Annotated in this window: 24 protein-coding genes; 14 read left to right on the top strand and 10 right to left on the bottom strand. The window is 71.3% G+C overall.

The features are described from left to right. Nucleotides 1-10: 10 nt before the first annotated feature. On the bottom strand, nucleotides 11-1,324 hold the full coding sequence (gene ccrA, locus ACZ7CD_RS24610; protein WP_470370277.1) for a crotonyl-CoA carboxylase/reductase: 1,314 nt from the start codon (nucleotides 1,322-1,324) through the stop codon (nucleotides 11-13). A gap of 120 nt (nucleotides 1,325-1,444) precedes the next feature. Further along, nucleotides 1,445-1,885: a methylmalonyl-CoA epimerase gene (gene mce, locus ACZ7CD_RS24615; protein WP_360395603.1), complete on the bottom strand. Its 441-nt coding sequence runs from the start codon at nucleotides 1,883-1,885 to the stop codon at nucleotides 1,445-1,447. Between the two features lie 124 nt (nucleotides 1,886-2,009). On the opposite strand from mce, the gene ACZ7CD_RS24620 reads away from it, so the two are divergent. The 5 genes from ACZ7CD_RS24620 to ACZ7CD_RS24640 all read left to right on the top strand — a co-directional run bounded on the left by ACZ7CD_RS24620 (nucleotide 2,010) and on the right by ACZ7CD_RS24640 (nucleotide 7,068). Continuing rightward, nucleotides 2,010-3,200, top strand: coding sequence for an acetyl-CoA C-acetyltransferase (locus ACZ7CD_RS24620; RefSeq protein WP_458430512.1), 1,191 nt, complete (start codon nucleotides 2,010-2,012; stop codon nucleotides 3,198-3,200). A gap of 11 nt (nucleotides 3,201-3,211) precedes the next feature. Continuing rightward, nucleotides 3,212-4,162 carry a methylmalonyl Co-A mutase-associated GTPase MeaB gene (meaB, locus tag ACZ7CD_RS24625; RefSeq protein ID WP_470379741.1) on the top strand — a complete coding sequence of 317 codons (951 nt, stop codon included), beginning with the start codon at nucleotides 3,212-3,214 and terminating at the stop codon, nucleotides 4,160-4,162. Beyond that, nucleotides 4,159-4,767, top strand: a complete 609-nt coding sequence (locus tag ACZ7CD_RS24630; protein WP_470379742.1) for a hypothetical protein — start codon at nucleotides 4,159-4,161, stop codon at nucleotides 4,765-4,767. The genes meaB and ACZ7CD_RS24630 overlap by 4 nt, the downstream gene beginning before the upstream one ends. Before the next feature lie 148 nt (nucleotides 4,768-4,915). Then, entirely contained in the window at nucleotides 4,916-6,424 is a 1,509-nt protein-coding gene (locus ACZ7CD_RS24635; protein WP_470379743.1) for a GAF domain-containing sensor histidine kinase, read from the top strand. Further along, entirely contained in the window at nucleotides 6,415-7,068 is a 654-nt protein-coding gene (locus ACZ7CD_RS24640) for a response regulator (protein WP_470379744.1), read from the top strand. Before ACZ7CD_RS24635 ends, ACZ7CD_RS24640 begins: the two co-directional genes overlap by 10 nt. Before the next feature lie 117 nt (nucleotides 7,069-7,185). Here ACZ7CD_RS24640 and ACZ7CD_RS24645 read toward each other — a convergent pair whose 3' ends face one another. The 6 genes from ACZ7CD_RS24645 to ACZ7CD_RS24670 all read right to left on the bottom strand — a co-directional run bounded on the left by ACZ7CD_RS24645 (nucleotide 7,186) and on the right by ACZ7CD_RS24670 (nucleotide 13,728). Further along, nucleotides 7,186-8,712, bottom strand: coding sequence for an alpha/beta hydrolase (locus ACZ7CD_RS24645; RefSeq protein WP_470379745.1), 1,527 nt, complete (start codon nucleotides 8,710-8,712; stop codon nucleotides 7,186-7,188). A 217-nt stretch (nucleotides 8,713-8,929) separates the two neighbouring features. Continuing rightward, nucleotides 8,930-9,904: an ABC transporter substrate-binding protein gene (locus ACZ7CD_RS24650; protein WP_470379746.1), complete on the bottom strand. Its 975-nt coding sequence runs from the start codon at nucleotides 9,902-9,904 to the stop codon at nucleotides 8,930-8,932. 17 nt (nucleotides 9,905-9,921) lie between these two features. Then, nucleotides 9,922-10,956: an ABC transporter permease gene (locus ACZ7CD_RS24655; RefSeq protein ID WP_360395617.1), complete on the bottom strand. Its 1,035-nt coding sequence runs from the start codon at nucleotides 10,954-10,956 to the stop codon at nucleotides 9,922-9,924. Then, entirely contained in the window at nucleotides 10,956-11,720 is a 765-nt protein-coding gene (locus ACZ7CD_RS24660; RefSeq protein WP_360395619.1) for an ATP-binding cassette domain-containing protein, read from the bottom strand. Before ACZ7CD_RS24660 ends, ACZ7CD_RS24655 begins: the two co-directional genes overlap by 1 nt. After that, complete coding sequence (locus ACZ7CD_RS24665) at nucleotides 11,717-12,748, bottom strand: class I mannose-6-phosphate isomerase (RefSeq protein ID WP_360395621.1); 1,032 nt, start codon at nucleotides 12,746-12,748, stop codon at nucleotides 11,717-11,719. The genes ACZ7CD_RS24660 and ACZ7CD_RS24665 overlap by 4 nt, the downstream gene beginning before the upstream one ends. After that, nucleotides 12,745-13,728, bottom strand: coding sequence for a LacI family DNA-binding transcriptional regulator (locus ACZ7CD_RS24670; protein WP_360395677.1), 984 nt, complete (start codon nucleotides 13,726-13,728; stop codon nucleotides 12,745-12,747). Before ACZ7CD_RS24670 ends, ACZ7CD_RS24665 begins: the two co-directional genes overlap by 4 nt. A gap of 244 nt (nucleotides 13,729-13,972) precedes the next feature. Between ACZ7CD_RS24670 and ACZ7CD_RS24675 the strand changes: the two genes are divergently transcribed. The 6 genes from ACZ7CD_RS24675 to ACZ7CD_RS24700 all read left to right on the top strand — a co-directional run bounded on the left by ACZ7CD_RS24675 (nucleotide 13,973) and on the right by ACZ7CD_RS24700 (nucleotide 21,753). After that, on the top strand, nucleotides 13,973-16,180 hold the full coding sequence (locus ACZ7CD_RS24675) for a GH92 family glycosyl hydrolase (RefSeq protein ID WP_470379747.1): 2,208 nt from the start codon (nucleotides 13,973-13,975) through the stop codon (nucleotides 16,178-16,180). 28 nt (nucleotides 16,181-16,208) lie between these two features. Further along, the gene (locus ACZ7CD_RS24680) at nucleotides 16,209-18,464 is read left to right on the top strand and encodes a helix-turn-helix transcriptional regulator (protein ID WP_470379748.1); all 2,256 of its coding nucleotides are present in this window, start codon (nucleotides 16,209-16,211) and stop codon (nucleotides 18,462-18,464) included. A 54-nt stretch (nucleotides 18,465-18,518) separates the two neighbouring features. Further along, nucleotides 18,519-19,337: a hypothetical protein gene (locus ACZ7CD_RS24685; RefSeq protein WP_360395625.1), complete on the top strand. Its 819-nt coding sequence runs from the start codon at nucleotides 18,519-18,521 to the stop codon at nucleotides 19,335-19,337. A 77-nt stretch (nucleotides 19,338-19,414) separates the two neighbouring features. Continuing rightward, nucleotides 19,415-20,326, top strand: coding sequence for an ABC transporter ATP-binding protein (locus tag ACZ7CD_RS24690; RefSeq protein ID WP_360395627.1), 912 nt, complete (start codon nucleotides 19,415-19,417; stop codon nucleotides 20,324-20,326). After that, nucleotides 20,323-21,366: an ABC transporter permease gene (locus ACZ7CD_RS24695; protein WP_470379749.1), complete on the top strand. Its 1,044-nt coding sequence runs from the start codon at nucleotides 20,323-20,325 to the stop codon at nucleotides 21,364-21,366. Before ACZ7CD_RS24690 ends, ACZ7CD_RS24695 begins: the two co-directional genes overlap by 4 nt. Before the next feature lie 60 nt (nucleotides 21,367-21,426). Beyond that, entirely contained in the window at nucleotides 21,427-21,753 is a 327-nt protein-coding gene (locus ACZ7CD_RS24700; RefSeq protein ID WP_470379750.1) for a DUF3817 domain-containing protein, read from the top strand. Here ACZ7CD_RS24700 and ACZ7CD_RS24705 read toward each other — a convergent pair. Continuing rightward, entirely contained in the window at nucleotides 21,722-22,777 is a 1,056-nt protein-coding gene (locus tag ACZ7CD_RS24705; protein ID WP_470379751.1) for a phosphotransferase family protein, read from the bottom strand. The genes ACZ7CD_RS24700 and ACZ7CD_RS24705 overlap by 32 nt on opposite strands. A 40-nt stretch (nucleotides 22,778-22,817) precedes the next feature. After that, nucleotides 22,818-23,315, bottom strand: a complete 498-nt coding sequence (locus tag ACZ7CD_RS24710) for a MarR family winged helix-turn-helix transcriptional regulator (protein WP_360395634.1) — start codon at nucleotides 23,313-23,315, stop codon at nucleotides 22,818-22,820. A 51-nt stretch (nucleotides 23,316-23,366) separates the two neighbouring features. Between ACZ7CD_RS24710 and ACZ7CD_RS24715 the strand changes: the two genes are divergently transcribed. The 3 genes from ACZ7CD_RS24715 (at nucleotide 23,367) to ACZ7CD_RS24725 (ending at nucleotide 25,560) form a co-directional block, all read left to right on the top strand. Then, nucleotides 23,367-23,672 carry a thiamine-binding protein gene (locus ACZ7CD_RS24715; protein WP_360395636.1) on the top strand — a complete coding sequence of 102 codons (306 nt, stop codon included), beginning with the start codon at nucleotides 23,367-23,369 and terminating at the stop codon, nucleotides 23,670-23,672. A gap of 98 nt (nucleotides 23,673-23,770) precedes the next feature. After that, complete coding sequence (locus tag ACZ7CD_RS24720) at nucleotides 23,771-24,592, top strand: SCO6745 family protein (RefSeq protein WP_470379752.1); 822 nt, start codon at nucleotides 23,771-23,773, stop codon at nucleotides 24,590-24,592. Further along, nucleotides 24,589-25,560 (top strand): tetratricopeptide repeat protein, encoded by a 972-nt coding sequence (locus tag ACZ7CD_RS24725; RefSeq protein ID WP_360395639.1) that lies wholly within the window; start codon nucleotides 24,589-24,591, stop codon nucleotides 25,558-25,560. The genes ACZ7CD_RS24720 and ACZ7CD_RS24725 overlap by 4 nt, the downstream gene beginning before the upstream one ends. The last annotated feature ends 102 nt before the right edge of the window (nucleotides 25,561-25,662 follow it).

Below are 25,662 nucleotides of genomic sequence, written 5' to 3' on the forward strand. Positions count from 1 at the left end.
CTTCAGAAGGTCACACACCCCGGAATCGGTTGATGGCCGTGAGGTGCTTCGCACGCAGTTCGTGGTCAAGCACACCCAGACCCTCTTCCGGTGCAAGGCACAGCACGCCGACCTTGCCCTGGTGCGCGTTGCGGTGGACGTCGTGCGCGGCCTGGCCCGTTTCGTCCATTGAGTACACCTTGGACACCGTTGGGTGGATCTTTCCCTTGGCGATCAACCGGTTCGCCTCCCACGCCTCGCGGTAGTTCGCGAAGTGGGACGAGAGGATGTGCTTGAGGTTCATCCAGAGGTAGCGGTTGTCGTACTGGTGCATGTACCCGGAGGTCGACGCGCACGTGACGATCTTGCCGCCCTTGCGCGCGACGAACACCGACGCGCCGAACGTCTCACGGCCGGGGTGCTCGAACACGATGTCCGGGTCCTCGCCGCCGGTCAGCTCGCGGATCTTCGCGCCGAACCGCTTCCACTCCCGCGGGTCCTGCTCGTGCTCGTTCTTCCAGAACTTGTAGCCCTCCGCCGAACGGTCGATGATCAGTTCGGCGCCCATCGAACGGACGATCTCCGCCTTCTCCGGCGAGGAGACGACGCACACGGGCGTCGCGCCGCCGTTCAACGCGAACTGCGTGGCGTAGGAACCCAGGCCGCCGGACGCGCCCCAGATCAGGACCGTGTCGCCCTGCTTCATGTTCGCGCCGTTGGTCGACACCAGCTGCCGGTAGGCGGTGGAGTTCACCAGGCCCGGCGACGCCGCCTCCTCCCACGTGAGGTGCCTGGGCATCGGCATCAGCTGGTTCGACTTCACCAGCGCGAGGTCCGCGAGACCACCGAAGTTCGTCTCGAAGCCCCAGATCCGCTGCTGGGGGTCGAGCATCGTGTCGTTGTGCCCGTCCGGCGCCTCCAGCGGCACGTCCAGGCAGTGCGCGACCACCCGGTCACCCGGCTTCCACGCGGTGACGCCGGGGCCGACCCGCACGACGACGCCGGCCAGGTCCGATCCCACGACGTGGTACGGCAGGTCGTGGCGGCCGCCCAGCTTCCGGAGGAACCCGAACGTGGACACCGGCTCGAAGATCGAGGTCCAGACGGTGTTGTAGTTGATCGCGGAGGCCATGACGGCCACCAGCGCCTCACCCGGCCCGAGCTCCGGCGTGGCGACCTCGTCGACGTGCAGCGACTTGCGCGGGTCCTTGTCCCGCGTCTCGAGGCCCGCGAACATGTCGGCCTCGTCCGCGTGCACGGTCACGCCCCGATAGCTCTCCGGAACGTCCAGCGAACCGATCGCGTCCAGCTCGTCGGCCAGGATCGCGTCAAGGATCTTCTGCACGGCGGCATTCCTTCCCGGTTGAGGGATAGTCGCAGGTTGCCGGAGGTTACTCAGCAGTAACCGATTCAGAGTCACACCTGTGAGGGATGCCACGCGCATTCACCGGACCGGGTCCTCCGGTCAGTGCTCCGCGGGCTCGACCAGCTCGATGAGCACGCCGCCGGCGTCCTTCGGGTGCACGAAGTTGACCCGGCTGTTCGCCGTGCCGCGCTTGGCGGCGGCGTAGAGCAGCCGCAGGCCCTTCGCACGCAGCGCGTCCGCCGCGACGTCCACATCGGACACCCGGTAGGCGAGCTGCTGCAGGCCGGGGCCGCTGCGGCCGATGAACTTCGCGATCGTCGAGTCCTCGTTCAGCGGCGCGAGCAGCTGGATCGCGGTGCCGTCGTGGTCGCCGGGCGCGTGCAGCATCGCCTCGCGCACGCCCTGCTCCTCGTTGACCTCCTCGTGGGCGACCTCGAGGCCGAAGTTGTCGCGGTAGAACGCGATCGCGACGTCGAGATCGGGCACCGCGATGCCCACGTGGTCGATCGCGGTCACGAATCGAGCGAGTTCTGCGTTCATGAGAGCGAAGGGTATCGACTCGATCGGTGCAGGCGCCCCTGTGCGAGGTCTCACAGCGTTACCGCCGAGTAGCCGCGGGTATGGTGCTCAGTTAACGACCGTTCGCTCTTCCATGGAGGCAGCTGTGTCCGGTTCCGTCATCGTCGCCGGGGCGCGCACCCCGATGGGTCGACTGCTCGGATCGCTCAAGGACTTCTCGGGTGCCCAACTGGGCGGCGTCGCGATCAAGGCGGCACTGGAGCGCGCGGGCGTCGCCCCCGAGCAGGTCCAGTACGTGATCATGGGTCAGGTGCTGACCGCGGGTGCCGGCCAGATCCCCGCCCGCCAGGCCGCCGCCGCCGCGGGCATCCCGATGAGCGTGCCCGCGCTGACCATCAACAAGGTGTGCCTGTCCGGCATCGACGCGATCGCGCTGGCCGACCAGCTGATCCGCGCCGGCGAGTTCGACGTGGTCGTGGCCGGTGGCCAGGAGTCGATGACGCAGGCGCCGCACCTGCTGCCGAAGTCGCGCGGCGGGTTCAAGTACGGCGACGTGCAGATGCAGGACCACATGGCCCACGACGGTCTGTTCTGCGCGTTCGACCAGGTCGCGATGGGCTCGTCGACCGAGAAGTACAACGGCCGCTACGGCGTCACGCGCGAGGAGCAGGACGCGTTCTCCGCGCGCTCGCACCAGCTCGCCGCCAAGGCCGCCGGGAACGGCGTGTTCGAGGCCGAGATCGCCCCGGTGTCGATCCCGCAGCGCAAGGGCGACCCGGTCCTGTTCAGCACGGACGAGGGCGTGCGCGCCGACACGACCGCCGAGTCGCTCGGCAAGCTGCGTCCCGCGTTCGCCGCGGACGGCACGATCACCGCGGGCTCGGCGTCGCAGATCTCCGACGGCGCGGCCGCCGTCGTGGTGATGAGCAAGGCCAAGGCCGAGGAGCTGGGCCTGGAGTGGATCGCGGAGATCGGTGCGCACGGCGTCGTCGCCGGCCCCGACGCCTCGCTGCACGAGCAGCCCTCCAACGCCATCAAGGCCGCGTGCGCCAAGGAGGGCATCTCGCCCGCCGACCTCGACCTGGTCGAGATCAACGAGGCGTTCGCGGCGGTCGGCATCGTGTCGACCCGTCAGCTCGGGATCTCCGAGGACAAGGTCAACGTCAACGGCGGGGCCATCGCACTGGGCCACCCGATCGGCATGTCCGGCGCGCGCATCGCCCTGCACCTCGCTCTCGAGCTGCAGCGGCGCGGCGGCGGCGTGGGTGCCGCGGCGCTGTGCGGTGGCGGCGGGCAGGGCGACGCCCTGATCCTCCGCGTGCCGGCGAAGGCCTAGGGACCGCGTTTGTGGCCAAGGCCGTTGACGTAGCAGAACTGGTCGGCCGCGCGCGTGACGGCGAGCCGCGCGCGGTCGCCAGGCTGATCTCCCTGGTGGAACAGGGCAGCGACGAGCTGCCCCTGGTGGCCGCGGCGCTCACCCCGTTCACCGGGCACGCCCAGGTCGTCGGCATCACCGGCGCCCCCGGCGTCGGCAAGTCGACCTCCACCAACGCCCTCGTGCGCGCCTTCCGCGCCGCGGGCAAGCGGGTGGCCGTGATCGCGGTCGACCCGTCCAGCCCGTTCTCCGGCGGCGCCCTCCTGGGTGACCGGGTCCGGATGGGCGACCACGCGACCGACTCGGGCGTTTTCATCCGTTCGATGGCCACGCGCGGCCACCTCGGCGGACTGTCCTGGGCCACCCCGCAGGCGCTGCGCGTGCTCGACGCGGCCGGGTTCGACGTCGTGCTCGTGGAGACCGTGGGCGTCGGCCAGTCCGAGATCGAGGTCGTGGCCCTCGCCGACACCACCCTCGTGCTCCTCGCGCCGGGCATGGGCGACGGCGTCCAGGCCGCCAAGGCGGGCATCCTGGAGATCGCCGACGTGTTCGTCGTGAACAAGGCCGACCGCGACGGCGCCGACCAGACCGCCCGCGACCTCAAGCACATGATCTCCCTGGGCCGCCGCGACCGCACCGGCCCGGTGTGGCGCCCGCCCGTGGTGAAGACGGTGGCCGCCCGCTCGGAGGGCCTCGACTCCGTCGTGGCGGCCATCGACGCCCACCAGCGGTGGATGGCCGAGCACGGCGAGCTCGCCGAACGCCGCCTGCGCCGCGCGGCCGCCGAGGTCGAGGCCATCGCCGTCGACCGCGTCCGCACCCGCCTCGGTCCCGCCGACGGGCTCGCGCGGCGCGTGGTGGCGGGCGAGCTGGACCCGTTCACGGCCGCGGAGCAGTTGATCAGCGGTAACCTGCGGGCATGACCGCTTGGGGAGCGCCCGCACCTGTCGTCCTCGACCTGGGCAAGAGCGACACCCGCAAGGTCCTGCTCGGCGGCTCGCTGGCCGGTGGTCTCGGCATCCTCGCGCTGATCGGCGCCGTGACCGCGTTCCTCGACGGCGAACCGGTCGGCGGCTCCACCGCCGGTGTCATCGGCCTCGCGTTCACCTTCATCGGCGTGATGGCCCTGGTGAAGTTCAAGACCATCTCCCGGCCCCGCAAGCTGGTCATCGAGCAGCAGGGCATCCGCCTCGACGACCCGCAGGGCGCACCGTGGGCCGTCGCCTGGCAGGACCTCGGCGCCGTCTCGATCTCCCGCACCCGTGAACGGGCCGTCGAGCTCGCCGACGCCTTGGTCCGACGCACGCTGGTCCGCGTCGACCTCCACCCCCTCGACCCGCCGCGCTTCCGCGCCGCCCACCCGGCCATGGAGCCCCTGTGGGAGTTCCACCGCGTGCAGAACGGGTACCGGCTGGCCCTCGGCGACTCGGCGTCGATGATCGCGCCGATCGACGCCGGGCTGCGGACGTTCGCCCCGCAGATCTACCGCGGCGTGATCGACGAGGGGTTCACCGTCGGGCTGCACTGAACCCGCCGGGCAACTCGACCGACCCTCTACTCTGAGTAACCTCAGTTTTCACCATTTCCGGTGATGGTCTCCCCTCTGACTACGCAGGGGAGTTACCCTCAGTCGTTCGTGCGGTGTCACTTCTCTCCCTGGCAAAGAGGTGAAGCCCGTGGGCGGCGGCAACTTGAGCACCGATCAGCGCCTTCTCGACGTGGTGTTGTCGCTCGCTGACAGCCGCTCGTTGCCCGACCTCCTTCACCTGGTCGTGGAGTCCGCCTGCGACCTGGTCGACGCTCCTTATGGCGCACTGGCGGTCGTGAACGGCCACCGGGAGCTCGTCGAGTGGTCAGGGCAGCACCCCGGCCACATCACCGCGGGGGACCCGCGCTCGATCGACGACACGCACTTCATCGGGGCGGCGATCCAGGTCGGCGGGGAGGACTTCGGCAACCTCCACCTCGCGGGCAAACCGGTGTTCGGCGACGACGACCGGGAGCGGGTGGCCACTTTGGCGGCAGCCGCCGGGGTGGCGATCGAGAAGCAGCGCGACCACGACCGGCTGCGCAAGCGGGAGACGTGGCTGACGGCGGCGGCCGAGGTCACCACCGCCCTGCTCACCGGCACGACCGGGCGCGACGCGCTCTACCTCGTCGCGCAACGGGCGCGGGTCGCGGCGAACGCGAACTTCAGCGCGCTGGTGCTGCCGGACCACGCCGGTGAGCTGGTCATCGAGGTCACCGACGGCGGGACCTACGACGCGGAGGGCATGCGGGTGCCGCGTGACGGCACGGTCAGCTACCGGGTCTACGAGACCGGGCGGGCGGAGTGCCACGAGGCCGGGCAGGTCGACCTGGTGCCGGGGCCGCTGGTGGTCGTGCCGATGTCGGCGGGGGAGCGGACGCTCGGCGTGCTCATCGTGGCGCGCACCCGCAGCCAGCCGCCGTTCGAGGACCTGGAGCTGGTGCAGGCGTTCGCCGCGCAGGCGGCGCTGGTGCTGGAGTTCACCGAGGCGCAGGGGGACACCGAGCGGATCGCGGTGCTGGAGGACCGCGACCGGATCGCCAGGGACCTGCACGACCTGGTCATCCAGCGGCTGTTCGGGCTGGGGCTCGGGTTGCAGGGGCTGACCGGGATGGCCGCGAAGCCGCAGCTCACCGAGCGGATCACCGGCTTGGTGGAGGAGGTCGACCACACGATCCGCGAGATCCGCAGGACCATCTTCTCGTTGCAGGAGCCGCTGACCAGCTCCACGAGCCTGCGCGGGCAGCTGCTGCGGGCGGTGCACGACTCGGCGCAGCTGCTGGGGTTCGAGCCGGACGTGTCGCTGGAGGGGCCCCTCGACTCGGTGGTGCCCGACGAGCTGCGACCGGACCTCGTGGCCACGTTGAGGGAAGCGCTCACCAACGTCGCACGGCACGCACGGGCGACCCGCGTGAAGGTCGCGATCGGCGTCGACCGGGAGCTGACCGGACTGGAGCTGACCGTCCAGGACGACGGTCGCGGCTTGCCGTCGGCTGACGATTCGGGCGGGGAGGCCCAGCACGCCGGAGGACTGGCGAACATGGCGGCACGGGCGCGGCGGCACCACGGGAACTGCGCGGTGGACTCCGTTCCCGGTGCCGGTGTGCGGATCACCTGGTCCGTCCCGTTGGTGCTGCAGGAGGCGAGATGGCGATAGCGGTGCTGCTGGTGGACGACCACGAGATCGTGCGGCGGGGGCTCGTGCAGCTCCTGGCGCAGGCCGACGACATGGCCGTGGTCGGCCAGGCCGACAGCGCCACCTCCGCGATCACGCAGGCGCCGCGGTTGCGCCCCGACGTCGCCATCATCGACGTGCGGCTGCCCGACGGTGACGGCGTGACGGTGTGCCGGGAGATCAGGAGCCTGGTGCAGCCACCGCCGGCCTGTCTGATGCTCACGTCCTACTCGGACGACGAGGCGCTGTTCGGCGCGATCATGGCCGGTGCGTCCGGGTACATGCTGAAGGAGGTGTCCGGGAACGACCTCGTGGCCGCGGTGCGCACCCTCGCCTCCGGTGGCAGCCTGCTGCACGCCGGCGTCACGGCCACTGTGCTGCAACGGCTGCGCGGCGGCCCGGAGGAGGACCCGCGCTACGCCGCGCTGAGCCCGCAGGAGAAGCGGATCCTCGACCTGATCGCCGAGGGCATGACGAACCGGCAGATCGCGAACCGCCTGTTCCTGGCCGAGAAGACCGTGAAGAACTACGTGTCGAGCCTGCTGCACAAGCTCGGCTTCGACCGCCGGACCGAGGCGGGCGTCTACGCGGCGCGGCGCAGACGCCTCCACCCCGGCACGTTCTGACCGGGTTACCAGGGTCGCCGCCCGCGACTGTTTCGACGGGCGGCGAACAGATTGGTGGTAGTCAGCGGTGGTGATCAAGGGTTGGTGGTACTTGCAGATGCCATCAGGAAACGCGGGTCACCAGCCGAGGTCGGTGGCCAGCTGACGTGCCTTCGTGAGCGGGTTCTGCACGGTCTCGCCGGGAGCGGGCAGCGGAACGCCGGGGCACGTCAGGTCCTTCGCGGGCGTGACACCGTCGACGAGGTAGCGCTCGACGACGTCGTTGACGCACGCGTTGCCGAAGCCGTAGATGCCGTGGTCACCTTCGTCCTGCACGGTGAGCATCACCGAGTTCCGGAAACCCCGGTGCGCGCGCTGGGCGCCTTCGAGCGGCGTCGCGGGGTCGCGGACCGACTGCACCATCAACGTCGGCACGACGCCCTTGCCCGTGGGCTGCTTCAGGGTGACGTTCGGGCGGTCCCAGAACGCGCACGGCCCGGCGAGCTGGTAGTAGCCGAAGAACGGCCACCGGGCGCCGTCGCGCACGGCGTCGCGCTCCAGGTGCGCGCGACCGCCGCGGAACGGCGTGTCGTTGCACAGGACCGAGAACAGCGTGCCGATCGAGGCGTCCGGGTAGGTGGCCTGCGCGCTCATCCGCCGCGGTGCCGCACCGGCCAGCTCGGCGATCTTGGTCGCGGTGCCGTCGAACGCGCCCTTCTGGTAGAGCCCGGCGCGCGTCACGAAGTCGAGCAGCACACCGTTGTAGACGCCCTCCGGCAACGTCACCGGCTGCTCGTTGAGCTTCCTGCGGGTGCGTTCGTAGGTCTGCCACACCTCGTCGGCGGTCTTCCCGAGGTGGTAGACGCTGTCGTACTTCGCCACCCACGGCAGGAAGTCGACGCGCAGCCGCCGTTCGAAGCCCATGCCCCAGTCGCCGAACACCGCCTGCCACGGCGCGGTGAACTCGGCGTTGGAGTCGAGCACGACCTTGTCGAGCGTCTTCGGGAAGTACGTGGCGTAGTAGGCGCCCAGCCAGCTGCCGCCGGAGTAGCCGAGCCAGCTGACCTTCTTCCTGCCCAGGAGCTGGCGCAGGAGGTCGAGGTCCTTCACGGTCTGGTCGGTGGTGATGTAGCGGCCCAGCTCACCGGACTTGGTCTGGCAGAACTTCGCCTGCAACGCCATGCCGTCGTAGAGCAGGTCGAGGTTCGCCCTGCTGCGGTCGCGCGGGTCGGTCGAGGGGAGCGTGAAGTAGTCGCCGCACGTGACGTTGCTGCTCGCCCCCGTGCCGCGCACGTCGATGCCGATGATCTCGGCGTTGTCCGCCAGCTTCTGCCGTTCGGCGAACAGCAGCGGCATCGTGCGCCCCTCGCCGCCCGGCCCGCCGGGGTTGGTGAAGACGGTCGACTTCGCCTTGCCGTCCTTCGGCGTGAGCCGGCTGACGGCGATCGTGACGGTCTTGCCGTTGTTCGGGTGGTTCCAGTCCATCGGCGCGGTGAACGTGCCGCATTCCAGCCGTTCGGCACCGGGCGGCGCTCCCGGCGGGACCTCGCTGAAGCAGGCGCGCCAGGCGATGGTCTGCGCGGGCGCGGCCGAAGCCTGTGGTGCGACGAGAAGTGATGTTGCCGTGGCGACGGCCAGTGCGGCCGCTAACTGCTTTCGGCGCATCGGTGGTTCCCCCTTCGGTTGTGCCCCAAGCCCACCGCCTTCCGGCGCGCGGGACAACGGCTGAAGGGTGATCCCCCGGTACACCTCTGGTCTTAGCCCAACCCGGCCATGCGGCCATGACGGTTGTCATTTTTCCCTGGCAGGTCTCGGGGTCGTGACATGGCGCAGGGCCGCTCCCACCGCGGTGGAACGGCCCTGCGCCCGGCTTGCGGGAAGCTCAGCACTTCTCCCTGTAGAAGTACTTCGAGCTCGCCGAGGCGTCGTCCTTCGTGATCGCCACCAGGTCGGTCTCGATGTCGCGCTCGTTCTGCTTGCCCTCGATCGCCGCCAGCGCCTGCTCGACGCCCTGCTTGCCGATCGTGGCCGGGTCCTGTGCGATCAGCGCCTGCACGGTGCCAGCCTGGAGGTCCTGCACCTGCTTCGGTGAGGCGTCGAACCCGACCAGGTTGACCGCGCCCGTCTTGCCCGCGTTGCGCAGGCCCGTCGCCGCGCCCTCGCCGGTGTTGAGGTTCGTGGCGAACACGCCGATCAGGTCCGGGTTCGCGGCCAGGGTCGCGGTGACCTTCGAGGCGGCGGTGGCCGGCTCGTTGTCGGTGTACTGCTGGCCGATGTAGCGGAGGTTCGGGTAGGCCTTGACCGCCTCCTCGAAGCCCTTGGCGCGGGCGTCCGTGGTCGAGGTGCCGGCCTTGGTGTTGAGCACCAGGACCGAGCCGGACTTCCCGGCGGCCAGCTTGTTCAGGGTCTCCGCGGCGAGCTTGCCGCCCTGCTCGTTGTTCGAGGAGATGGAGGACGCGGCGATCGAGGTGTCCTGGAGCTTGGTGTCGACCTCGACGACCTTGATGCCCGCGTCCTTGAGCTGCTTCATCGGGCCCGCCATGGCCCTGTCGTCGGTCGGCGCGATCAGGACGGCGGCGGGCTTGGAGGCGAGGACACCGGTGACGATCGGGGTCTGCTGGGCCGCGTCGAACTTGGCGGGCGCCTGCGTGTCGAACTCGTAGCCCGCGGCCTTGGCGGCCTCCTCGAACCCACACCGCATCGAGATGTAGAACGGCTCTGCGGTGATGCCGGGGATCAGCACGAGCTTCTTGTTCGCGGCGGTGCCGCCCGTGTTCGAGTCGCCGATCTGGCCACCTCCACCGCACGCGGCGAGCAGGAACGCGGCCGAGACGGCCACTGCGGAGCGGATCTTCATTGGTCCAGCACCCCTTCTCAACGTTGGTTGCGCGCCCGCCGCCGCGTCTGGTCCAGCCACACGGCGGCCACCAGCACGACCGCGACCGCGATCGGCTGCCAGAACTCCCTGACCCCGATGATCACGAGGCCCTTCTCCAGCACCGCCGGGATGAACACGCCGAAGACCGTGCCCACCACCGAACCCGTCCCGCCGAAGATGCTCGTGCCGCCCAGCACGACGGCGGCGATCGCGTTGAGGTTGTCCGTCTCGTGGCCGGTGACGACCGCGACGCGGAAGAACGCGTTGCCCAGGAACCCCGCGAGGCCCGCGAGCGTGCCGGCCAGCAGGTAGACCTTCGTCAGGTGGCCGCGCACCGAGATGCCGACGCGCCGCGCCGCCTCCTCGTTCGACCCGACGGCGTAGGTGTAGCGGCCGAACCGGGTGGTGGACAACAGGAGCGCGCCCAGCGCGGTGACGACGGCGGCCACGATCACGATGTTCGGGATGCCCAGGTACGTGCCGGAACCGAACGTGCGGCTCAGCCTGTCCGGGACACCGGCGACGTTGGAACCGTTGTTCAGCAACAGGGCCGCGCCCTGCGCCGCGCCGAACGAGCCCAGGGTGACGATCAGCGGCGGGATCTTCGCCCGCGAGATCAGCAGGCCGTTCAGCAGGCCCCAGACCGCGCCGCTGACGAGTGCGACCAGCAACCCGAGCCCGATCACGCCCCAGCCCGCGTTCGTCGCGTCACCGCCGGACAGGGCGTTCATCGCCAGCGCGGACGTGACCGAGGCGAACACCAGCACCGATCCTACGGACAGGTCGATGCCGGAGGTGATGATCACGAACGTCATGCCGACCGACAGCACCAGCAGCACGGCGGTCTCCGCGAGCAGGAACTGCAGCGTGGTCACCTGGAACACCGCGTCCGGCCGGATCGCGCCGAACACCGCGACCAGCACCAGCAGCACCAGGCCGATCCACAGCGTGTTCGCGCCGGCGAGCCGCTTCAGCAACGGCGTGCGCCGGTCGTCCGATGAGGCTGACAACGTTGTCTTCTCCTCGGTCATCAGGCCGCGTCCTCCTGGGTCAGCGCACCCGTCATCGCGCCGACGAGCTCTTCGACACTGGTCTCGGACGCCGTGAAGCGCGCCACCCGGCGACCGAGGCGCAGCACCTCGACCCGGTCGGACACCGACAGCACCTCGGGCATGTTGTGGCTGATCAGCACCACCGCGACGCCCTCGTCGCGGACCCGCTTGATCACGTCGAGCACGCGTTCGCGCTGCACCACGCCGAGTGCCGCGGTCGGCTCGTCCATGAACACGAGCTTCGACGCCCACGCCACCGAGCGCGCGACCGCCACGGACTGCCGCTGACCACCGGACAGCGCCGCGATCGGCACGTCGATGCTCTGCAGCGCCGCGCCGAAGCGGGTGAAGTGCTCGGTGGCCTGCCTGCGCATCGCCTTCTTGTCGAGCACGCCGAGGAACCCGAGCAGACCCGGCTTGAGGATCTCCCTGCCCAGGAACATGTTCGCGGCCGGGTCGAGGTCCGGCGCGACCGCGAGGTCCTGGAACACCGTCTCGATGCCGCGGTCGCGGGCGTCGTTGGGGGAGCCCAGCACGAGCGGCTCCCCCTCGAACAGCAGCGTTCCGCCGGTCGGCTGCTCCACCCCGGACAGGCACTTCACCAGGGTGGACTTGCCGGCGCCGTTGTCGCCGATCAGCGACACGACCTCGCCCGCGCAGGCGGTGAACGACGCACCGCGGAGTGCTTCCACGGTGCCGTAGCTCTTCGTGAGATCACGCGCCTCCAGCAGCGGCCGGCTCATCGCGATGCGCCCTCCAGGGTGGACAGGACGGGTGGACGGCAGCGGACCGCCACCAGGTCACCGGTCAGCCCCAGCTCACCGGCCGCGTGCGGCACGACGACGGTGCTGCCCTTGTGCACGTCCAGCGCGCCGAGCCGGCCGGAGCCCTCCAGCACGACGAGCACGGCGAACGACGGCTCCAGGGTGGAGGAGCCCTCCACGTGCAGGCGGTCGGCCTGGAAGAACGGGTCGGCGGCGCGGCCCAGCAGGTCCACCGACGGCGCCCACTTCTCCGACGTCTGGTGCACGAGCTCCGCCAGCGAGGAGCCCCAGCCCTGCCGGTCGACGCAGTCCAGCGCCAGGTCGTAGCCGAGCCCGAGGTGGCCGGCGTCGGCGTCGGCGAGGAACCCCTGCCACTCCAGCGTCACCGAGAAGTCGGTCGGCTGCTGCAGCTCGACGATGAACACGCCCTCGCCGATCGCGTGCGGCACACCGGCGGGCACGAACACCGTGTCACCGGGCCGCACGCACACCGGGTTGAGCGCGTCGAGCATCGCCGTCGTGTTCTGCGTGGCGACCCAGCCGGCGACGACGTCGGCGGGCACCTCGTCCTTGAATCCGATGTAGACGGTCGGGTTCGCGCCGGTCGTGCCGATCACGATCCACGCCTCCGTCTTGCCGTGCCGGCAGTTCAGGTGCGTGGCGGCGAAGGCGTTGGAGGGGTGGCAGTGCACCGGCAACCGCTGCCCGGCGTCGAGCAGCTTCACGAGCAGCGCCGTGTCCGCGCCGAACTCGGCCACGTGGTCGGCGCCGAGCCACCCCGTGGGGTCCGCGGCGACGGCGTCCCGCAGCAGGACGCCGTCCGGCAACGTCGTCAGCCCCGCGTCGCTGCGGCCGAAGAGCGTCGTCGTCGACGCCACCCAGTCCTCCGGCCCGAAGTCGGCGGCGGCGCCACCCCGCAACGCGGCGATCGCCTCACCGCCGCGGTAGAACTGCTTCGGCTGGTTCGCCGGCAGGTTGACCGGCTGGTGGAGCAAGCCAGAACTCACGCGTGGACCTCCCCGGATCCTCGTGGCACCAAGCGCACCGGCAGCACGACGCGGCGCGGTGGTGAGTTGTCGCCGTCCAGTCGGGCGAACAACAAATCGGTGGCCGCCTTGCCGAGCGCGCTCGCGTCGTGCGCGATCACGGTCACCGGCGGCGACAGCAGGTCGGCGAGCTCGAAGTCGTCGAAGCCCACCAGGGCGGGCTTGTCCGCGACCCCGGCGAGCGCGCGCAGGACGGAGACGGTGATGCGGTTGTTGCCCGCCACGACCGCCGTCGCCGGCTCCCGCATGGTCCGCAACCGCTGCAACGCCGTCACGACGCTGGCCTCGTCGTGCGGTCCCATCGCCACGAGCTCCTCGTGGTACCCGATCCCGGCCCGCACGCAGCCCTCGCGGTACCCGCGCAGCCGCTCGTTGGCGGTGAAGATGTCCGGCGCGTCCCCGAGGAACGCGATCCGCCGGTGCCCGTGCGAGGCCAGGTGCATCACCGCCTCGACGGTCCCGCCGATGTTGTCGACCAGCACGGTGTCCGCCACGACGTCCCCGGCCGGCCGGTCCAGGAACACCACCGGCGTCCCCGCGCGCATCTCCGGCACCAGGTAGCTGTGCTGCAGGCCCGCGGGCACGATGAGCAGCCCGTCGACCCTGCGGCTGCAGAACTCCAGCGCGAGCTCGCGCTCCCGGCCGGGGTCCTCGTCGGACGATCCGGAGATCACCTGTCTGCCCCGCAGCCGCGCGATCTCCTCGACAGCGCGGGTCACCCCGGAGTAGAACGGGTTGCCGACGTCCTCCAGCACCAGCCCGATCGTGCCGGTGGACGACCCCCTGCGCAGGTTGCGCGCGCTGAGGTTCCGCCGGAACCCGAGCTGGTCGATGGCCGCCAGCACGCGCTCCGCGGTGGACGGGTGCACACCCGGCTCGTCGTTGACCACGCGCGAGACGGTCTTGATGCTCACGCCCGCCAGCCGTGCGACGTCGTTCATCGTCGCGCGGCGGACCTTGCGCTGGCCGGCAGCCTGGCCGCTGGGGGACAACGTTGTCATAGTGGCCGTATCTCACCCCGGCTCCACGCCCTTGTCAACCGTTCGGCACCGGTCAAGCGGGGCCGGGTGGCGGGCGGTCGCCAGCGGTGTCCACTGTGGAGGATCAACCGCGTCCTGCCGGTGCTCGCGGAACCACTCCTCCGCACCACTGCCCGCGCCCGGAATCCCGTCTAGGGTGGGCCTCGTGGACGCACTGGACCCCATCGAGTCGGTCAACACCTTCATCGGCACGAAGGACGAGGGCAACACCTTCCCGGGCGCCTCCATGCCGTTCGGCAAGGCCCACTCCAGCCCGATCGGCTCGCACTACGCCGGCTACCGCTACGACGACCAGGTCATCCGCGGCTTCGGCCACTTCTTCCTCTCCGGCGCCGGCTGCTGGGAGCAGGGCGGGCTGGTCTCGATCCTGCCGATCTCGGGCCCGTTGCCGGCGAGCTTCGACCACCGGCGCTACGGCGCGAAGTACACCCACGACGGCGAGATCGGGAAGCCCGGCTACTACAAGGTCAGGCTGGACCGGGACATCACCGTCGAGTGCACCGCCACCACGCGCGTCGGCGTCGAGCGGTTCACGTGGCCGGGTGGCGTGGGCGGCACGGTGCTCGTCAACGTCGGCCAGGCCAACGACAAGGAACCCGTCTCGGCCAGCAGCGTGGTGGTCCTGGACGACCGCACCATCGCCGGAACCGTGGAGACGCAGGCGTTCTGCGGCGGCCGGCCGTACGTCTCCCACTTCACCACCCGGTTCGACCGGCCGTTCCGGGAGTTCGGCACCTGGGGCCCGAACGGGGCGAAGCCGGGGCAGCGCGAGTCGCGGGGCGGTGCCGGGCTGCGGGGCGCGTGGGTCACCTTCGAGCCCGGGCCGGTCACGGCGAAGACCGCACTGTCGCAAGTGGACGCCGACGGGGCGACCGGGAACCTCGGCGAGGCCGGGGAGAAGAGCTTCGACGAGCTCCGCAACGAGGCGCAGCAGGCGTGGCGCGACGAATTGGCGTGCATCGAGGTCGAGACGGACGACTGGGACGAGCGCGCGGTCTTCTACACCGCGCTGTACCACGTGTTGTTGCAGCCGCTGACCGGCAGCGACCTCGACGGCCGGTACCGCGGGTTCGACGGGCAGGTCCACCGCGCCGACGGCTGGACCTACTACGAGTACTTCAGCCTGTGGGACACCTATCGCGCGCACAACCAGCTGCTGGCGCTGCTGAGGACCAAGCGCAGCAAGGACATCGCCCGCAGCGTGCTCGCCGTCCACGAGCAGGGCGGGTGGCTGCCGCGGTGGGCGTTCGCCAACCAGGAGACCAACTGCATGACCGGCGACCCGGTCACGCCGTTCCTGGTCGACCTGTGGCGGTTCGGGCACCTGGAGGGCTTCGAGGAGCAGGCGTACCGGGCACTGCTGCAGAACGCCGACGGCGTGCCGCCGGAGAGCTCCCGGTTCCAGGGCCGGTCGGGCAACCCGAGCTACCTCGCGAACGGGTTCGTCCAGTACGACAAGCACTTCCCGAAGAAGGGGCAGGACACCGACCCGCACCACGGCGCGTCCGCCACGCTGGAGTACGCGCTCGCCGACGCCACGCTCGCGGTCATGGCCGAGGCGCTGGGGCACCGGGAGGACGCGGAACGGCTGCGGCAGCGAGGCCTCAACCACCGCGCCCTGTGGGACCGGGGCGTGAGCGACCGCGGCTTCACCGGGTTCCCGCGCCCGAAGCTGCGGGACGGCTCCTGGCTCGACCCGTACACGCCGCAGGGCTCGGAGGGGTTCCACGAGGGCACGGCCTGGCAGTACCAGTGGTTGTGCCGGCACGACATCCCCGGCCTGCTCACCGCGGTCGGCGGCGCGGCGGCGGCCGAGGCGCGGCTCGACGACTTCTTCGCCTACCCGGACCTGCTGACCGACCCGAGGCGCACGGTGCGGGAGAAGTGGGTCGTCGGGCCCTACGACTACTACAACCAGTTCCGGTACAACCCGAACAACGAACCCGACCTGCACGCGCCGTGGATGTACGCGCTGATCGGCAAGCCGGAGAAGACCTCGGTCGTCGTCAGAGCCGCGCAGACGCTGTTCGTCAACGGCCCGGCCGGGGTCACCGGCAACGACGACCTCGGCACGATGTCGGCCTGGTACGTGTTCAGCGCGCTCGGCATGTACCCGGCGGTGCCCGGCACCGGCGAGTTCGTGCCGCACGCCCCGAAGTTCACCAGGGCGGTGGTGCACCTGGAGAACGGCAGGGACGTCGTGATCAGGGCCGAGGGCGCCGACCTCACGAAGACGCAGGTGGTGCGGCGGGTCCGGGGCGGGTGGCTCGCCAGGACCAGGGACCGGATCGAGGTCGCCGAGCTGCGGTCCGGCGCCGTGCTGGACGTCGAACTGGGCACACTTCCCAATTGAGACACCGAATCGGCCGTAAACTCACGCGATGGGCACCTGTGCGACGTGCGGCACGCACTTCGCGCCCCGGCCGTCGAGGGCGCGGTACTGCTCGAACGCGTGCCGTCAGCGGGCCTACCGGCGGCGCACCGCGGGTACGTCCACTGTGGTCACCGAGGTGCCCGCCCACGCCGACGCGTTCGTCGGACGCGTCACCGAGCTCGCCGAGCTGCAGGTGTTGCTGCGCAAGCACAGGATGCTCACGCTCGTCGGCGCGGCCGGTGTCGGCAAGACGCGGCTCGCGGCGGAGCTCGCCGGCCGGCTGAAGCGGGTGGAGGTGCGCACGGTCGAGCTGAGCCGGGTCGGCGCGGCCGACCAGGTGGTGCCCGCGTTCGCCCACGCCGTCGGCGTCCACCGGTACGCGGGGGCCGGGTTGCGCGGCACGCTGCTCGCGGAGCTGGCCGGACGCAGGGTGGTGCTGCTGGTCGACAACTGCGAGCACCTCGTCGAGGAGTGCTGTGCCGTCGTGGACGCGCTGCTGGCGCGCTGTCCCGGGGTGCAGGTGCTGGCCACGAGCCGGGAGGCGTTGCGCGCCTTCGGGGAGGCGGTCTACCCGGTGCGGGGCATGGCGGCCGACGCCGTCCGGTTGTTCACCGACCGGGCCGGGATCAGTGCCACGCCGGAGCACGAGGCCGAGATCGCCGCCGTGTGCGCGCGGCTGGACGGCGTCCCGCTCGCGGTGGAGCTGGCAGCGAAGCTCATCCGGTCGGTGCCGCTGTGCGAGCTGGCCGACCGGCTCGACGAACGGCTCGACCTGCTCGCCGACGCGGACGGGCAGAGCAGGCACCGCAGCCTGCGCGCCGCCATCGCGTGGAGCCACGACCTGCTGACCGGGCAGGAGGAGGCGCTGTTCCGCAGGCTCGCGCTGCTGCCAGGCGGGTTCGGGCTGGGCATCGCCGAGGTCGTGCACGGCGGTCCGGTGGTCGAGCCGCTCGCCGCGTTGCAGGCGAAGTCGTTGGTGGTGCGGGAGAACGACGGCCGCTTCCGGATGCTGGAGTCGGTGCGCCTCTACGCGGAGGAACAGCTGCGCAGCCGCGGCGAGTACGCCGAGACCGCGCGCCGGATCGTCGACTGGTTGTGCGGGATGGGCGAACCCGGTGTCACGTCGTCGGTCCTGACGCCCGAGCAGGTCGAGGTGCAGCACCAGGAGTACGACAACGTGGCGTACGCGTTCGCCCGTCTGGTGCAGCCGTGGGACGAACGCCGGCTGATGCTCGCCACGATCCTGCTGCGGGTCTGCTCGGACCGCGGCTGCTTCGCCGAAGCGAGCACCGTGCTGATGCAGGTGCTGGACCGAACGGCGGCCGACGCGCGCTACCGCGTCCTCGCGCTGGAGTACGCGTCACTGCTGGCGAGCCACGAGGGACGGCACGACGACGCGGTGCGGTACGCGCTGGAGGCGGTCGAGACCGCAGAGGCGGGTGGCCAGCAGCTCGTCCTGTGCCGCCTCTACCGCACGGTCGCGGGCGCTTACGACGGCATGGCCGACCTGCCGAACACGGCGCGGGCCCTGCGCCGGTCGATCGAGTGGGGTGTGCGCAACGGCGACGACGTGAGCGTCGCCGTGTCGAGCCGGAACCTCGGCCGGGTGCGGCTGGAGCTGGGCGACGTCGACGGCGCCGACGAGCTGGTGTCCGCGGCCCTGCCCGTGCTGGCGGACCTGGGGCGCCCCGACATCGCGGCCACCGCCCTGCACACCTCCGGCTGCGTCGCGCTGGAACGCGGCGACCTGGGCAGGGCGGGCGCGCGGTTCGCCGAGAGCACGCGGATGTCGGCGGCGGCGCCGCGGGCGGTGCTGGAGGCGGTCGAGGGCTGCGCCCTGGTCGCCGTGCTGTCCGGGCGGCACGAGCTCGGGGTGCGGTTGCTGGCCGCCTGCCGGCAGATGCGCGCGGTGTGGGACGTCCCGCCGGGACCGTGGTGGCGGCGGAAGATCGCCGCCGTTCGTGATGTCGCACGGGAAGCCTTGCCCCGCGCGGCTTTCAGCCGGGCCGAGCGGGCCGGTCGCGCGATGGACCTCCGCTACGCCGTGGAGACCGCGCTGGACGAGGCGGCCGCGCGCGACGCGGTGCTGAGCGACCGGCAGCGGATGGTCGCCGACCTGGTGGCGCAGGGCCTCACGAACGCGCAGATCGCGGCCAGCCTGGGGATCTCGCACCGCACCGTCGAGTCGCACGTGCACAACGTGAAGACCGTGCTCGACCTGTCGACCCGCGCGCAGCTCGCGGCCTGGGTGCAGTCCAACTGAGACGTAACGCAGCGGCCCATCCGGATGACTTCCCGCCGCCCGCAGGTCATTGTGATGACAACCAACGGAGGGGACGACGTGGAACCGTTCCGCCTGCTGCACCCCGACCTCGTGCCGCGGCACCGCGAGTCGGTGCGGCACGCGGCGTCCGTGCTCGCCCGGATGGGGCTGGACGACACGGTGCTGTCCGCCTCGCCCGTGCACCAGCGGCTGGCCCGCGTGGTGCTGGCGAGCAGCGACGTCATCGGGTGGGAGCCCGGACCCTGCGACGGCCACCTCGCCGACGACCGGCGGCTGGGCATCACCAGGGCCGGCGGTGACAGCGGCGCCGTGTTCCTGTCCGGCGTCCTCACCGCCTACCTCGACGTCCTCGGCAACGCCACCCGCATGGGCACCTCGCTGGGCGGGGACGCCTGGCGCACCCTGGTGTGGGCGCCCACCGCCCTCTTCGACCACGTCCTGCGCCGGCCCCAGGTCGGCATGACCGTCGTGATGCCCGGCACCGGTTCCGAGGACCTGTCGCACCAGCGCGTCCTGGCCGGCCAGCGCCTGCACCTCGCGCTGATGCAGGTCGTCCGGTTCGCCGTCGGCGGGGTCGTGCGCCCCGGTGGTGACGGCCCGCTCGTCGAGGACTGCGTGACCCTCGCGACCGCGTGCCTGCGGGCGGCGACCGTCGCGCTCGCGTTCGCCGGGGACGTCATGGGCGGTCCGGTGCCGCGGCTCGCCGAGACCGCGGAGCACCGCCTCGCGTGGCAGGCGCTGGGCGAGGTCCGCACGGCCGTGCCGCGGGCGCGGTTCGAGCAGTTCGCCGCCGCGCTGCGCAGGTCGGCCGACGTCCACACCGAACGCCCGCTGCTGGTCGCGGGCGGCTGACGGCTTTCGTCTCGACTTCGCGACGACTTTGGTCGATCCGCGGCGTGCGGGACCTGCCGCTGACCTACCGTCGCGCCATGACGCAGGAACGGTCGGCGGTCGTGGTGCGGGACGTCCGCAAGAGCTACGGCGAGCTGAAAGCGGTGGACGGGGTCTCGTTCACCGTGGCCGAGGGCGAGTTCTTCGGCATTCTGGGGCCCAACGGCGCCGGTAAGACGACGACGCTGGAAATCGTCGAAGGCCTGCGCGAGCCCGACAGCGGTGAGGTGTCGCTGCTCGGCGAGAGCCCGTGGCCGCGCAACACGAAGTTGTTGCCGCGCATCGGTGTGCAGCTGCAGGCGTCGTCGTTCTTCGAGAAGCTGACGGCGAAGGAGCAGTTGCAGACGTTCGGCTCGCTCTACGGCGTGAGCCCCGGCACCGCCGCGGACATGCTGGAGCTCGTCGGCCTCGCCGACAAGGCGAACGAGCAGGAGAACAAGCTCTCCGGTGGGCAGCGGCAACGGCTCTCCATCGCGTGCGCGCTCGTGCACGACCCGGACATCGTGTTCCTGGACGAGCCCACGGCCGCGCTCGACCCGCAGGCCCGGCGCAACCTCTGGGACGTGCTGCGGGCCATCCGGGAGCGCGGCAAGACCATCGTCTACACCACGCACTACCTCGACGAGGCCGAGATCCTCTGCGACCGCGTCGCCATCATGGACAGGGGCAGGGTGCTCGCTCTCGACCCGCCGGCGGTGCTCGTGCGCGGCCTGGACGCACCGACCCACGTGACGCTGCAGAAGGGCCTGCTGTCCGTCGTGGACGCCACCGCGCTCGACGGTGTCGAGGAGGCGCACGAGGACGAGGTCTCGCTGACGATCTCCACCCGCCGCCCCGCGCCGGTGCTGTCCGCGCTCGCCGACCGCGGTGCGCTCGACGGCCTCCAGGTCCGCACGGCCACCCTCGAAGACGTCTTCCTCGACCTGACCGGGCGGGAGTACCGCGCATGACCGCGTTCAGAACGCTTTCGCTCGCGATGTTCAAGGGGTTCGTCCGGGACAGGGTGACGCTGTTCTTCACCTTCCTGTTCCCGCTGATGTTCCTGGTGATCTTCGGTCTGCTCCTGCGGGACGTGGGCACGGACAAGACGAAGATCGCGGTGGTCGGCGACGGCCCGGTGGTCAGCTCGCTCAGGGACAGCGGTGTGCTGGAGCTGGAGGCGTTCGACGACGAGAACGCCGCCTTGCAGAAGGTGAAGGACGGCGACCTGCTGGCCGCGCTGATCGTGCGCGGCCAGACGCTCGACGTCCGCTACGCGCAGAGCGACCAGGTCCAGTCGGCGACCGTCCTCGGGATCGTGAACGGGTTCGTGGACAAGACCAACCTCGCCGCCACGGGCCAGCCGCCGCGGTTCACCTTCGCCGCCGAGAAGGTCGAGGACGCCTCGCTCAAGCCGATCCAGTACCTGACGCCGGGCATCCTGTCGTGGGGCGTGGCGGTGTCGGCGGTGTTCGGCTCCGCGCTGACGCTGGTGTCGTGGCGGCGCAAGCAGGTGCTGCGGCGGATCAGGCTCGCGCCGGTGTCCACGACCGCGGTGCTGTCGTCGCGGGTGCTCGTCAGCGCGGGCGTCGCGCTGGTGCAGGGCGCGATCTTCGTCGGCATCGCGATGCTGCCGGTGTTCGGGCTGCGGCTCTCGGGGCACTGGTGGCTGGCGATTCCGTTGCTGCTGCTGGGGACGGTCGCGTTCTTCGCGCTCGGCATGCTCGTCGGCGCGTTCGCGAAGACCGAGGAGTCCGCGTCGGCCGCGGCGAACATCGTGGTGCTGCCGATGGCGTTCCTGTCCGGCACGTTCTTCCCGGTCGACCAGGCGCCGGGGTGGCTGCAGGCGGTGTCGAAGGTGTTCCCGTTGCGGCACATGAACGACGGCATGCTCGACGTGCTGGTGCGCGGCAAGGGGGTCGAGGCGCTGGTGGTGCCGGCCGCTGTCCTCACCGGGTTCGCGCTCGTGGTCGGGTTCCTCGCCTCCCGTGTCTTCAAATGGGAGGAATAGGACATAAATAGACAACCCCGGTGGCGTTGTGCTCCCCATCACGGTTCATGATGGGGAGCCATGACGTTCTCCAGCGCGGCCGGACGGTTCCGCATCCTCGCCCTCGCCGAGGCGATCTCCTGGGCGGGGCTGCTGCTCGGGATGTTCTTCAAGTACGTCGTGGTGCAGAACGAGATCGGCGTCAAGGTCTTCGGCCCGATCCACGGCTTCGTCTTCGTCGCCTTCATCCTCGTCACGCTCATGGCGAAGGAGCCGCTGCGGTGGGACACCCGCACGCTGCTGCTGGGCCTGCTCTCCAGCATCCCGCCGTTCGGCACGGTGATCTTCGAGCGCTGGGCCGCGAAGACCGGCCGCCTCACCGAACGGGCAGCTCCCGAACAGCTCTGAGCTCGGCCTCCTGGTCGCCCTCGTGGTAGATCCGCTCGGACGCCTCGATGTTGTCCAGGAACTCCTGGTACTTCACCGCGTTGTGCAGCCGTGAGGCACGACGGGCGACGTCGAGCGCCTTCAGCGGCTCGCTGTCCGGGCGGTGCCGCAGCCAGGCCTCGCTCCACACCCGGCTGATCACGTCGCTCAGGTGCGGGGTGAACTCGGTCAGCCGGCACGCGTCGAGCGCCGGGTGGCCCCAGCACGCGTCGGACCAGTCGATCACGACGCCGCTGTCGCGCCAGTTGCCGGGGTGGAAGTCGCCGTGCACGAGGGTGTCCGGCAGCCCGAACGACGGCATCGGCACGACCGACGGCGGCAGCTGCGGCTCGCCGGCCAGCGCGTGCTGCACGGCGACCCAGCGCGGCACGACCCGCTCGACCAGCTCCGGCGTCAGGTCCCAGCAGTTGCCGCCCTCCGCCTGGCTCAGCAGCACCCGGCCCGGCGCGGACGCGAGCACCGCCGGCACGAGCGTCGGGTCGTGCGCCGCGACCGTCTTGAGCACGGCGCCCTCGTCGCAGAAGAACGGCGGCACGGCCTTGAGCCACACCGGGCCGCCCGCGGTGGGCAGCCGGTGCACGCTCGACAGGTTCCACGTCCTGACCTGCACGGCAGGGCCAGTGCGGGTGACCGCGGTGTCGGCCCACGCCACCAGCTCCGCGGGACCGCCGAGCCGCGCCCACGGCAACCGGTGCTCGGCGTCGGGCGCGGGTTCGGCCGCCGGGCTCAGCTTCGAGCGGTCGGGCTCGCCGTGCGCCTGCACGTGGTAGGTGACCGTGCCGCCCCATGGCACCTGGCCGCCCTCGACCGACACCAGCCGCAGCACGCTCGTCTCGACACCCAGCAGCTCCCGCAGCACGGCGTTGACCGGCTCGACGTGGTTCCACTCCGGGGTCGGCACCGGCAGGACACCGGTGCGCCCGGCGAACCCGCTCGGGGTGCTGACGAGGGCGACGATCGAGCGGTCAGGGCGGTTTCGGATCACCCGCCCATGACGCCACAGCTCCGGTCGCGTGCCAACCGAATTAGTCCTCGAAGTCGCCGCTGGCCCTGCGCACCTTGGCGAGCAGGTCGGTGAGCTGCTCGGTCTGCCGGTCGGTGAGTCCCTTGAGCCCGAGGTTGACCCGCACGACCGCCTCGGTCGCCGCCTCCCGGCGCTGCAGACCGGCCTCGGTGATCTCCACCAGCGTCGTGCGGCGGTCGGTCGGGTGCGGCGTGCGGCGGACCAGGCCGTCGCTCTCCAGCCGGTCGACGATGTTCGTGACCGACGTCGGGTGCAGCTGCAGGCGCTCGCCCATGACCCGCATCGGCAGCGCGCCCTTGCGGGAGAAGAACAGCAGCACCAGCGCCTCGTAGCGGGCGAACGTGAGCCCGTGCGGCTTGAGGGCTGCGTCCACCGCGGACTGGATGATTTGCTGGACACGCATGACGCTCGTGACGGCGGCCATCGACGTGGCCGAACCGACGCGCTCGTCCCACAGTTCGGCCGCGCGGGCGATCGGATCGAACGGCAGCGGTGTCATGTGCACGGAAGCTACCAGTCAGTACACGCAGAGATCACCAGGGAGGCACGTGTGCTTGTCGCGTTCAGCGTTGCTCCGTCCGCATCGGACTCGTCGGGAAGTGTGGCCGCGGCCGTCGCCGAGGCCGTGCGGATCGTGCGGGAGTCGGGACTGCCCAACGAGACGAACTCGATGTTCACCTTGGTCGAGGGGGAGTGGGACGAGGTGATGGACGTCGTGAAGCGCGCGACGGAGGCGGTGCAGGCCGCGGCACCGCGGGTCTCGCTCGTGCTCAAGGCCGACATCCGGCCGGGCCACACCGGGCAGCTGAAGGCCAAGGTGCAGCGGATCGAGGACCACCTCGCCGACACCCCGTGACCCGTGTGGAGCAACGGTCCGCACGAACGGCCGAGGGCTCTACGCCGCACCGGTGAGCGGGTCCGTGCGGCGGCGTCCGCTGGGTTAGCGTGTCGGGCGTGGATGTGAGGCAGCTGTGGCTGCGGTTCGAGCCGTACCACGACGTCACCTACTTCACGCCCGAGTCCCGCGCGGCAACCGACGCGCTGGGCTGCAAGGGCGGCTGGATGGGCTACTTCGGCCTGCGCGCCGCACCGCTGGGCGCCGCCTCCCGCGAGCTGGTGACGGCCGTCTTCTACAACTTCGCCCCGCGCAAGGTCGCACGGGCGCTGCCCGACGCGTGGGAGGTCGCCTCACCGGCGGAGTTCCTGCGGGCGCGGCTGGAGGGCGTCGACGGCGCCCTGCGGCGGTTGCTCGGCGCGGTGGACACCCCCGAGATCACCGAGCTGGCCGCGCTCGCGCGGGACGCCGCCGAGGCCGCTCCGATCGCGGGCCGCCCGCTGGCCGCGGCGAACCGCGCGCTGCCGTGGCCCGACGAGCCGCACCTGGCGCTGTGGCACGCGTGCACGATCTTGCGCGAGTCGCGTGGAGATGGGCATGTGGCTGCGCTCGTGGCCCACGGTGTGGGACCGTGCCAAGCGCTTGCGCTCTACGCGCGTGAGCATTCCCTCGATCCGGCGTACATGCGGGCGGCGAGGGGGTGGACGGAGGAAGAATGGGAAGCCGCCGACCTGCCCGGTGACCTCGCCGCGGTGGAACGGGCGACCGACGAGGCCGCCCGCGCGCCGTGGGAAGCGCTGGGAGGACAGCGAACCGAGCGGTTCGTCGACCTGATGACACCGCTTGCACTACGCATCGCTTCGGGCAACGAGGCGATGCGCGTCAACCCGATGGCCCTGGACCCGGTCCGGGAACTAGCCGTGCCAGGATGGAACACGTGACAAGGCCTGATCCTCGCAAGACCGCCGCACTGTCCGCCGCGCTCTCGGGCGCCGTCGACCTGGGTGCCCTGAAGGCGCGCGCCGACGCCGCCCGCCAGGCGGCCGCGTCGCCCGCTCCCGCCGCCGGTCCCGCCGGAGCTCCGAACGGGTCCGCGCCGTGGATCGTGGACGTCACAGAGGCGTCGTTCCAGGCGGTGGTCGAGCAGTCCCTGCAGGTGCCCGTCGTGGTGCTGCTGGGTGCCTCCTACAGCCCGGAGTCGCAGCAGTTGGCCGCGTCGCTCACGCGGCTCGCCCAGCCGTCGGGCGGCTCGTGGATCCTCGCGCGGGTCGACCTGGAGCAGGCCCCGCGCATCGGCCAGGCGTTCGGCGTGCAGTCCGTGCCGACGACCGTGGCCGTCGCCGGCGGGCAGCCGATCGACGCGTTCGCCGGCCCGCTCGCTGACGCCGAGCTGCAGCAGTGGATCGCGCGGCTGCTGGACGCGCTGCGCGACCGGCTGCCGGGCATCCGCGCCGGCGAGGCCAACGCCACCGCGCCGGCCGAGCCGGAGGAGCTCCCAGAGGACCCGCGGTTCGTCGCCGCCGAGGAGGCCTTCGAGCGGGGCGACTACGCCGCCGCGCAGGCCGCCTACCAGCACATCCTCGACGCCGAACCGTCCAACGAGCTTGCGAAGGAAGGTCTCGCGCAGGCGCGGTTCGCCGAGCGGGCCGAGGCCGTCGACCCGGCGGTGATCGCGAAGGCGGACGGCGCACCGGACGACGTCGACGCGCAGCTCGCCGCCGCCGACGCGCAGGTGGCGTCGCAGCAGGTGGAGGAGGCGTTCAAGCGCCTCGTCGACACCGTGCGGCGGGTGTACGGGGACGACCGCGACCGCGTGCGCCAGCACCTGGTCGGCCTGTTCGAGCTGTTCCCCGCGGACGACCCGCGCGTGGCCGCAGCACGCCGCAACCTCGCTTCCGCCCTCTACTGACCGGCACGCGGGCCCCCCACGTCCCCTTCCGGGGCACGCGGGCCCCCCACGTTCCCATTTAAGGTCACGCGGGGGCCCTGCGTTCCCTTCTGGGGTACGCGG

This window comes from Lentzea sp. NPDC036949 (assembly GCF_055608075.1).

Bases quoted from the DNA above. Each gene is read 5' to 3' on its own strand.
- ACZ7CD_RS24690 (WP_360395627.1), top strand. From the start codon at position 19,415: ATGACGCAGGAACGGTCGGCGGTCGTGGTGCGGGACGTCCGCAAGAGC.
- ACZ7CD_RS24640 (WP_470379744.1), top strand. From the start codon at position 6,415: ATGGCGATAGCGGTGCTGCTGGTGGACGACCACGAGATCGTGCGGCGG.
- ACZ7CD_RS24700 (WP_470379750.1), top strand. From the start codon at position 21,427: ATGACGTTCTCCAGCGCGGCCGGACGGTTCCGCATCCTCGCCCTCGCC.
- ACZ7CD_RS24680 (WP_470379748.1), top strand. From the start codon at position 16,209: ATGGGCACCTGTGCGACGTGCGGCACGCACTTCGCGCCCCGGCCGTCG.
- ACZ7CD_RS24695 (WP_470379749.1), top strand. From the start codon at position 20,323: ATGACCGCGTTCAGAACGCTTTCGCTCGCGATGTTCAAGGGGTTCGTC.
- ACZ7CD_RS24710 (WP_360395634.1), bottom strand. From the start codon at position 23,315: ATGACACCGCTGCCGTTCGATCCGATCGCCCGCGCGGCCGAACTGTGG.
- ACZ7CD_RS24685 (WP_360395625.1), top strand. From the start codon at position 18,519: ATGACAACCAACGGAGGGGACGACGTGGAACCGTTCCGCCTGCTGCAC.
- ACZ7CD_RS24645 (WP_470379745.1), bottom strand. From the start codon at position 8,712: ATGCGCCGAAAGCAGTTAGCGGCCGCACTGGCCGTCGCCACGGCAACA.
- mce (WP_360395603.1), bottom strand. From the start codon at position 1,885: ATGAACGCAGAACTCGCTCGATTCGTGACCGCGATCGACCACGTGGGC.
- ACZ7CD_RS24660 (WP_360395619.1), bottom strand. From the start codon at position 11,720: ATGAGCCGGCCGCTGCTGGAGGCGCGTGATCTCACGAAGAGCTACGGC.
- ACZ7CD_RS24670 (WP_360395677.1), bottom strand. From the start codon at position 13,728: ATGAACGACGTCGCACGGCTGGCGGGCGTGAGCATCAAGACCGTCTCG.
- ACZ7CD_RS24655 (WP_360395617.1), bottom strand. From the start codon at position 10,956: ATGACCGAGGAGAAGACAACGTTGTCAGCCTCATCGGACGACCGGCGC.
- ACZ7CD_RS24630 (WP_470379742.1), top strand. From the start codon at position 4,159: ATGACCGCTTGGGGAGCGCCCGCACCTGTCGTCCTCGACCTGGGCAAG.
- ACZ7CD_RS24650 (WP_470379746.1), bottom strand. From the start codon at position 9,904: ATGAAGATCCGCTCCGCAGTGGCCGTCTCGGCCGCGTTCCTGCTCGCC.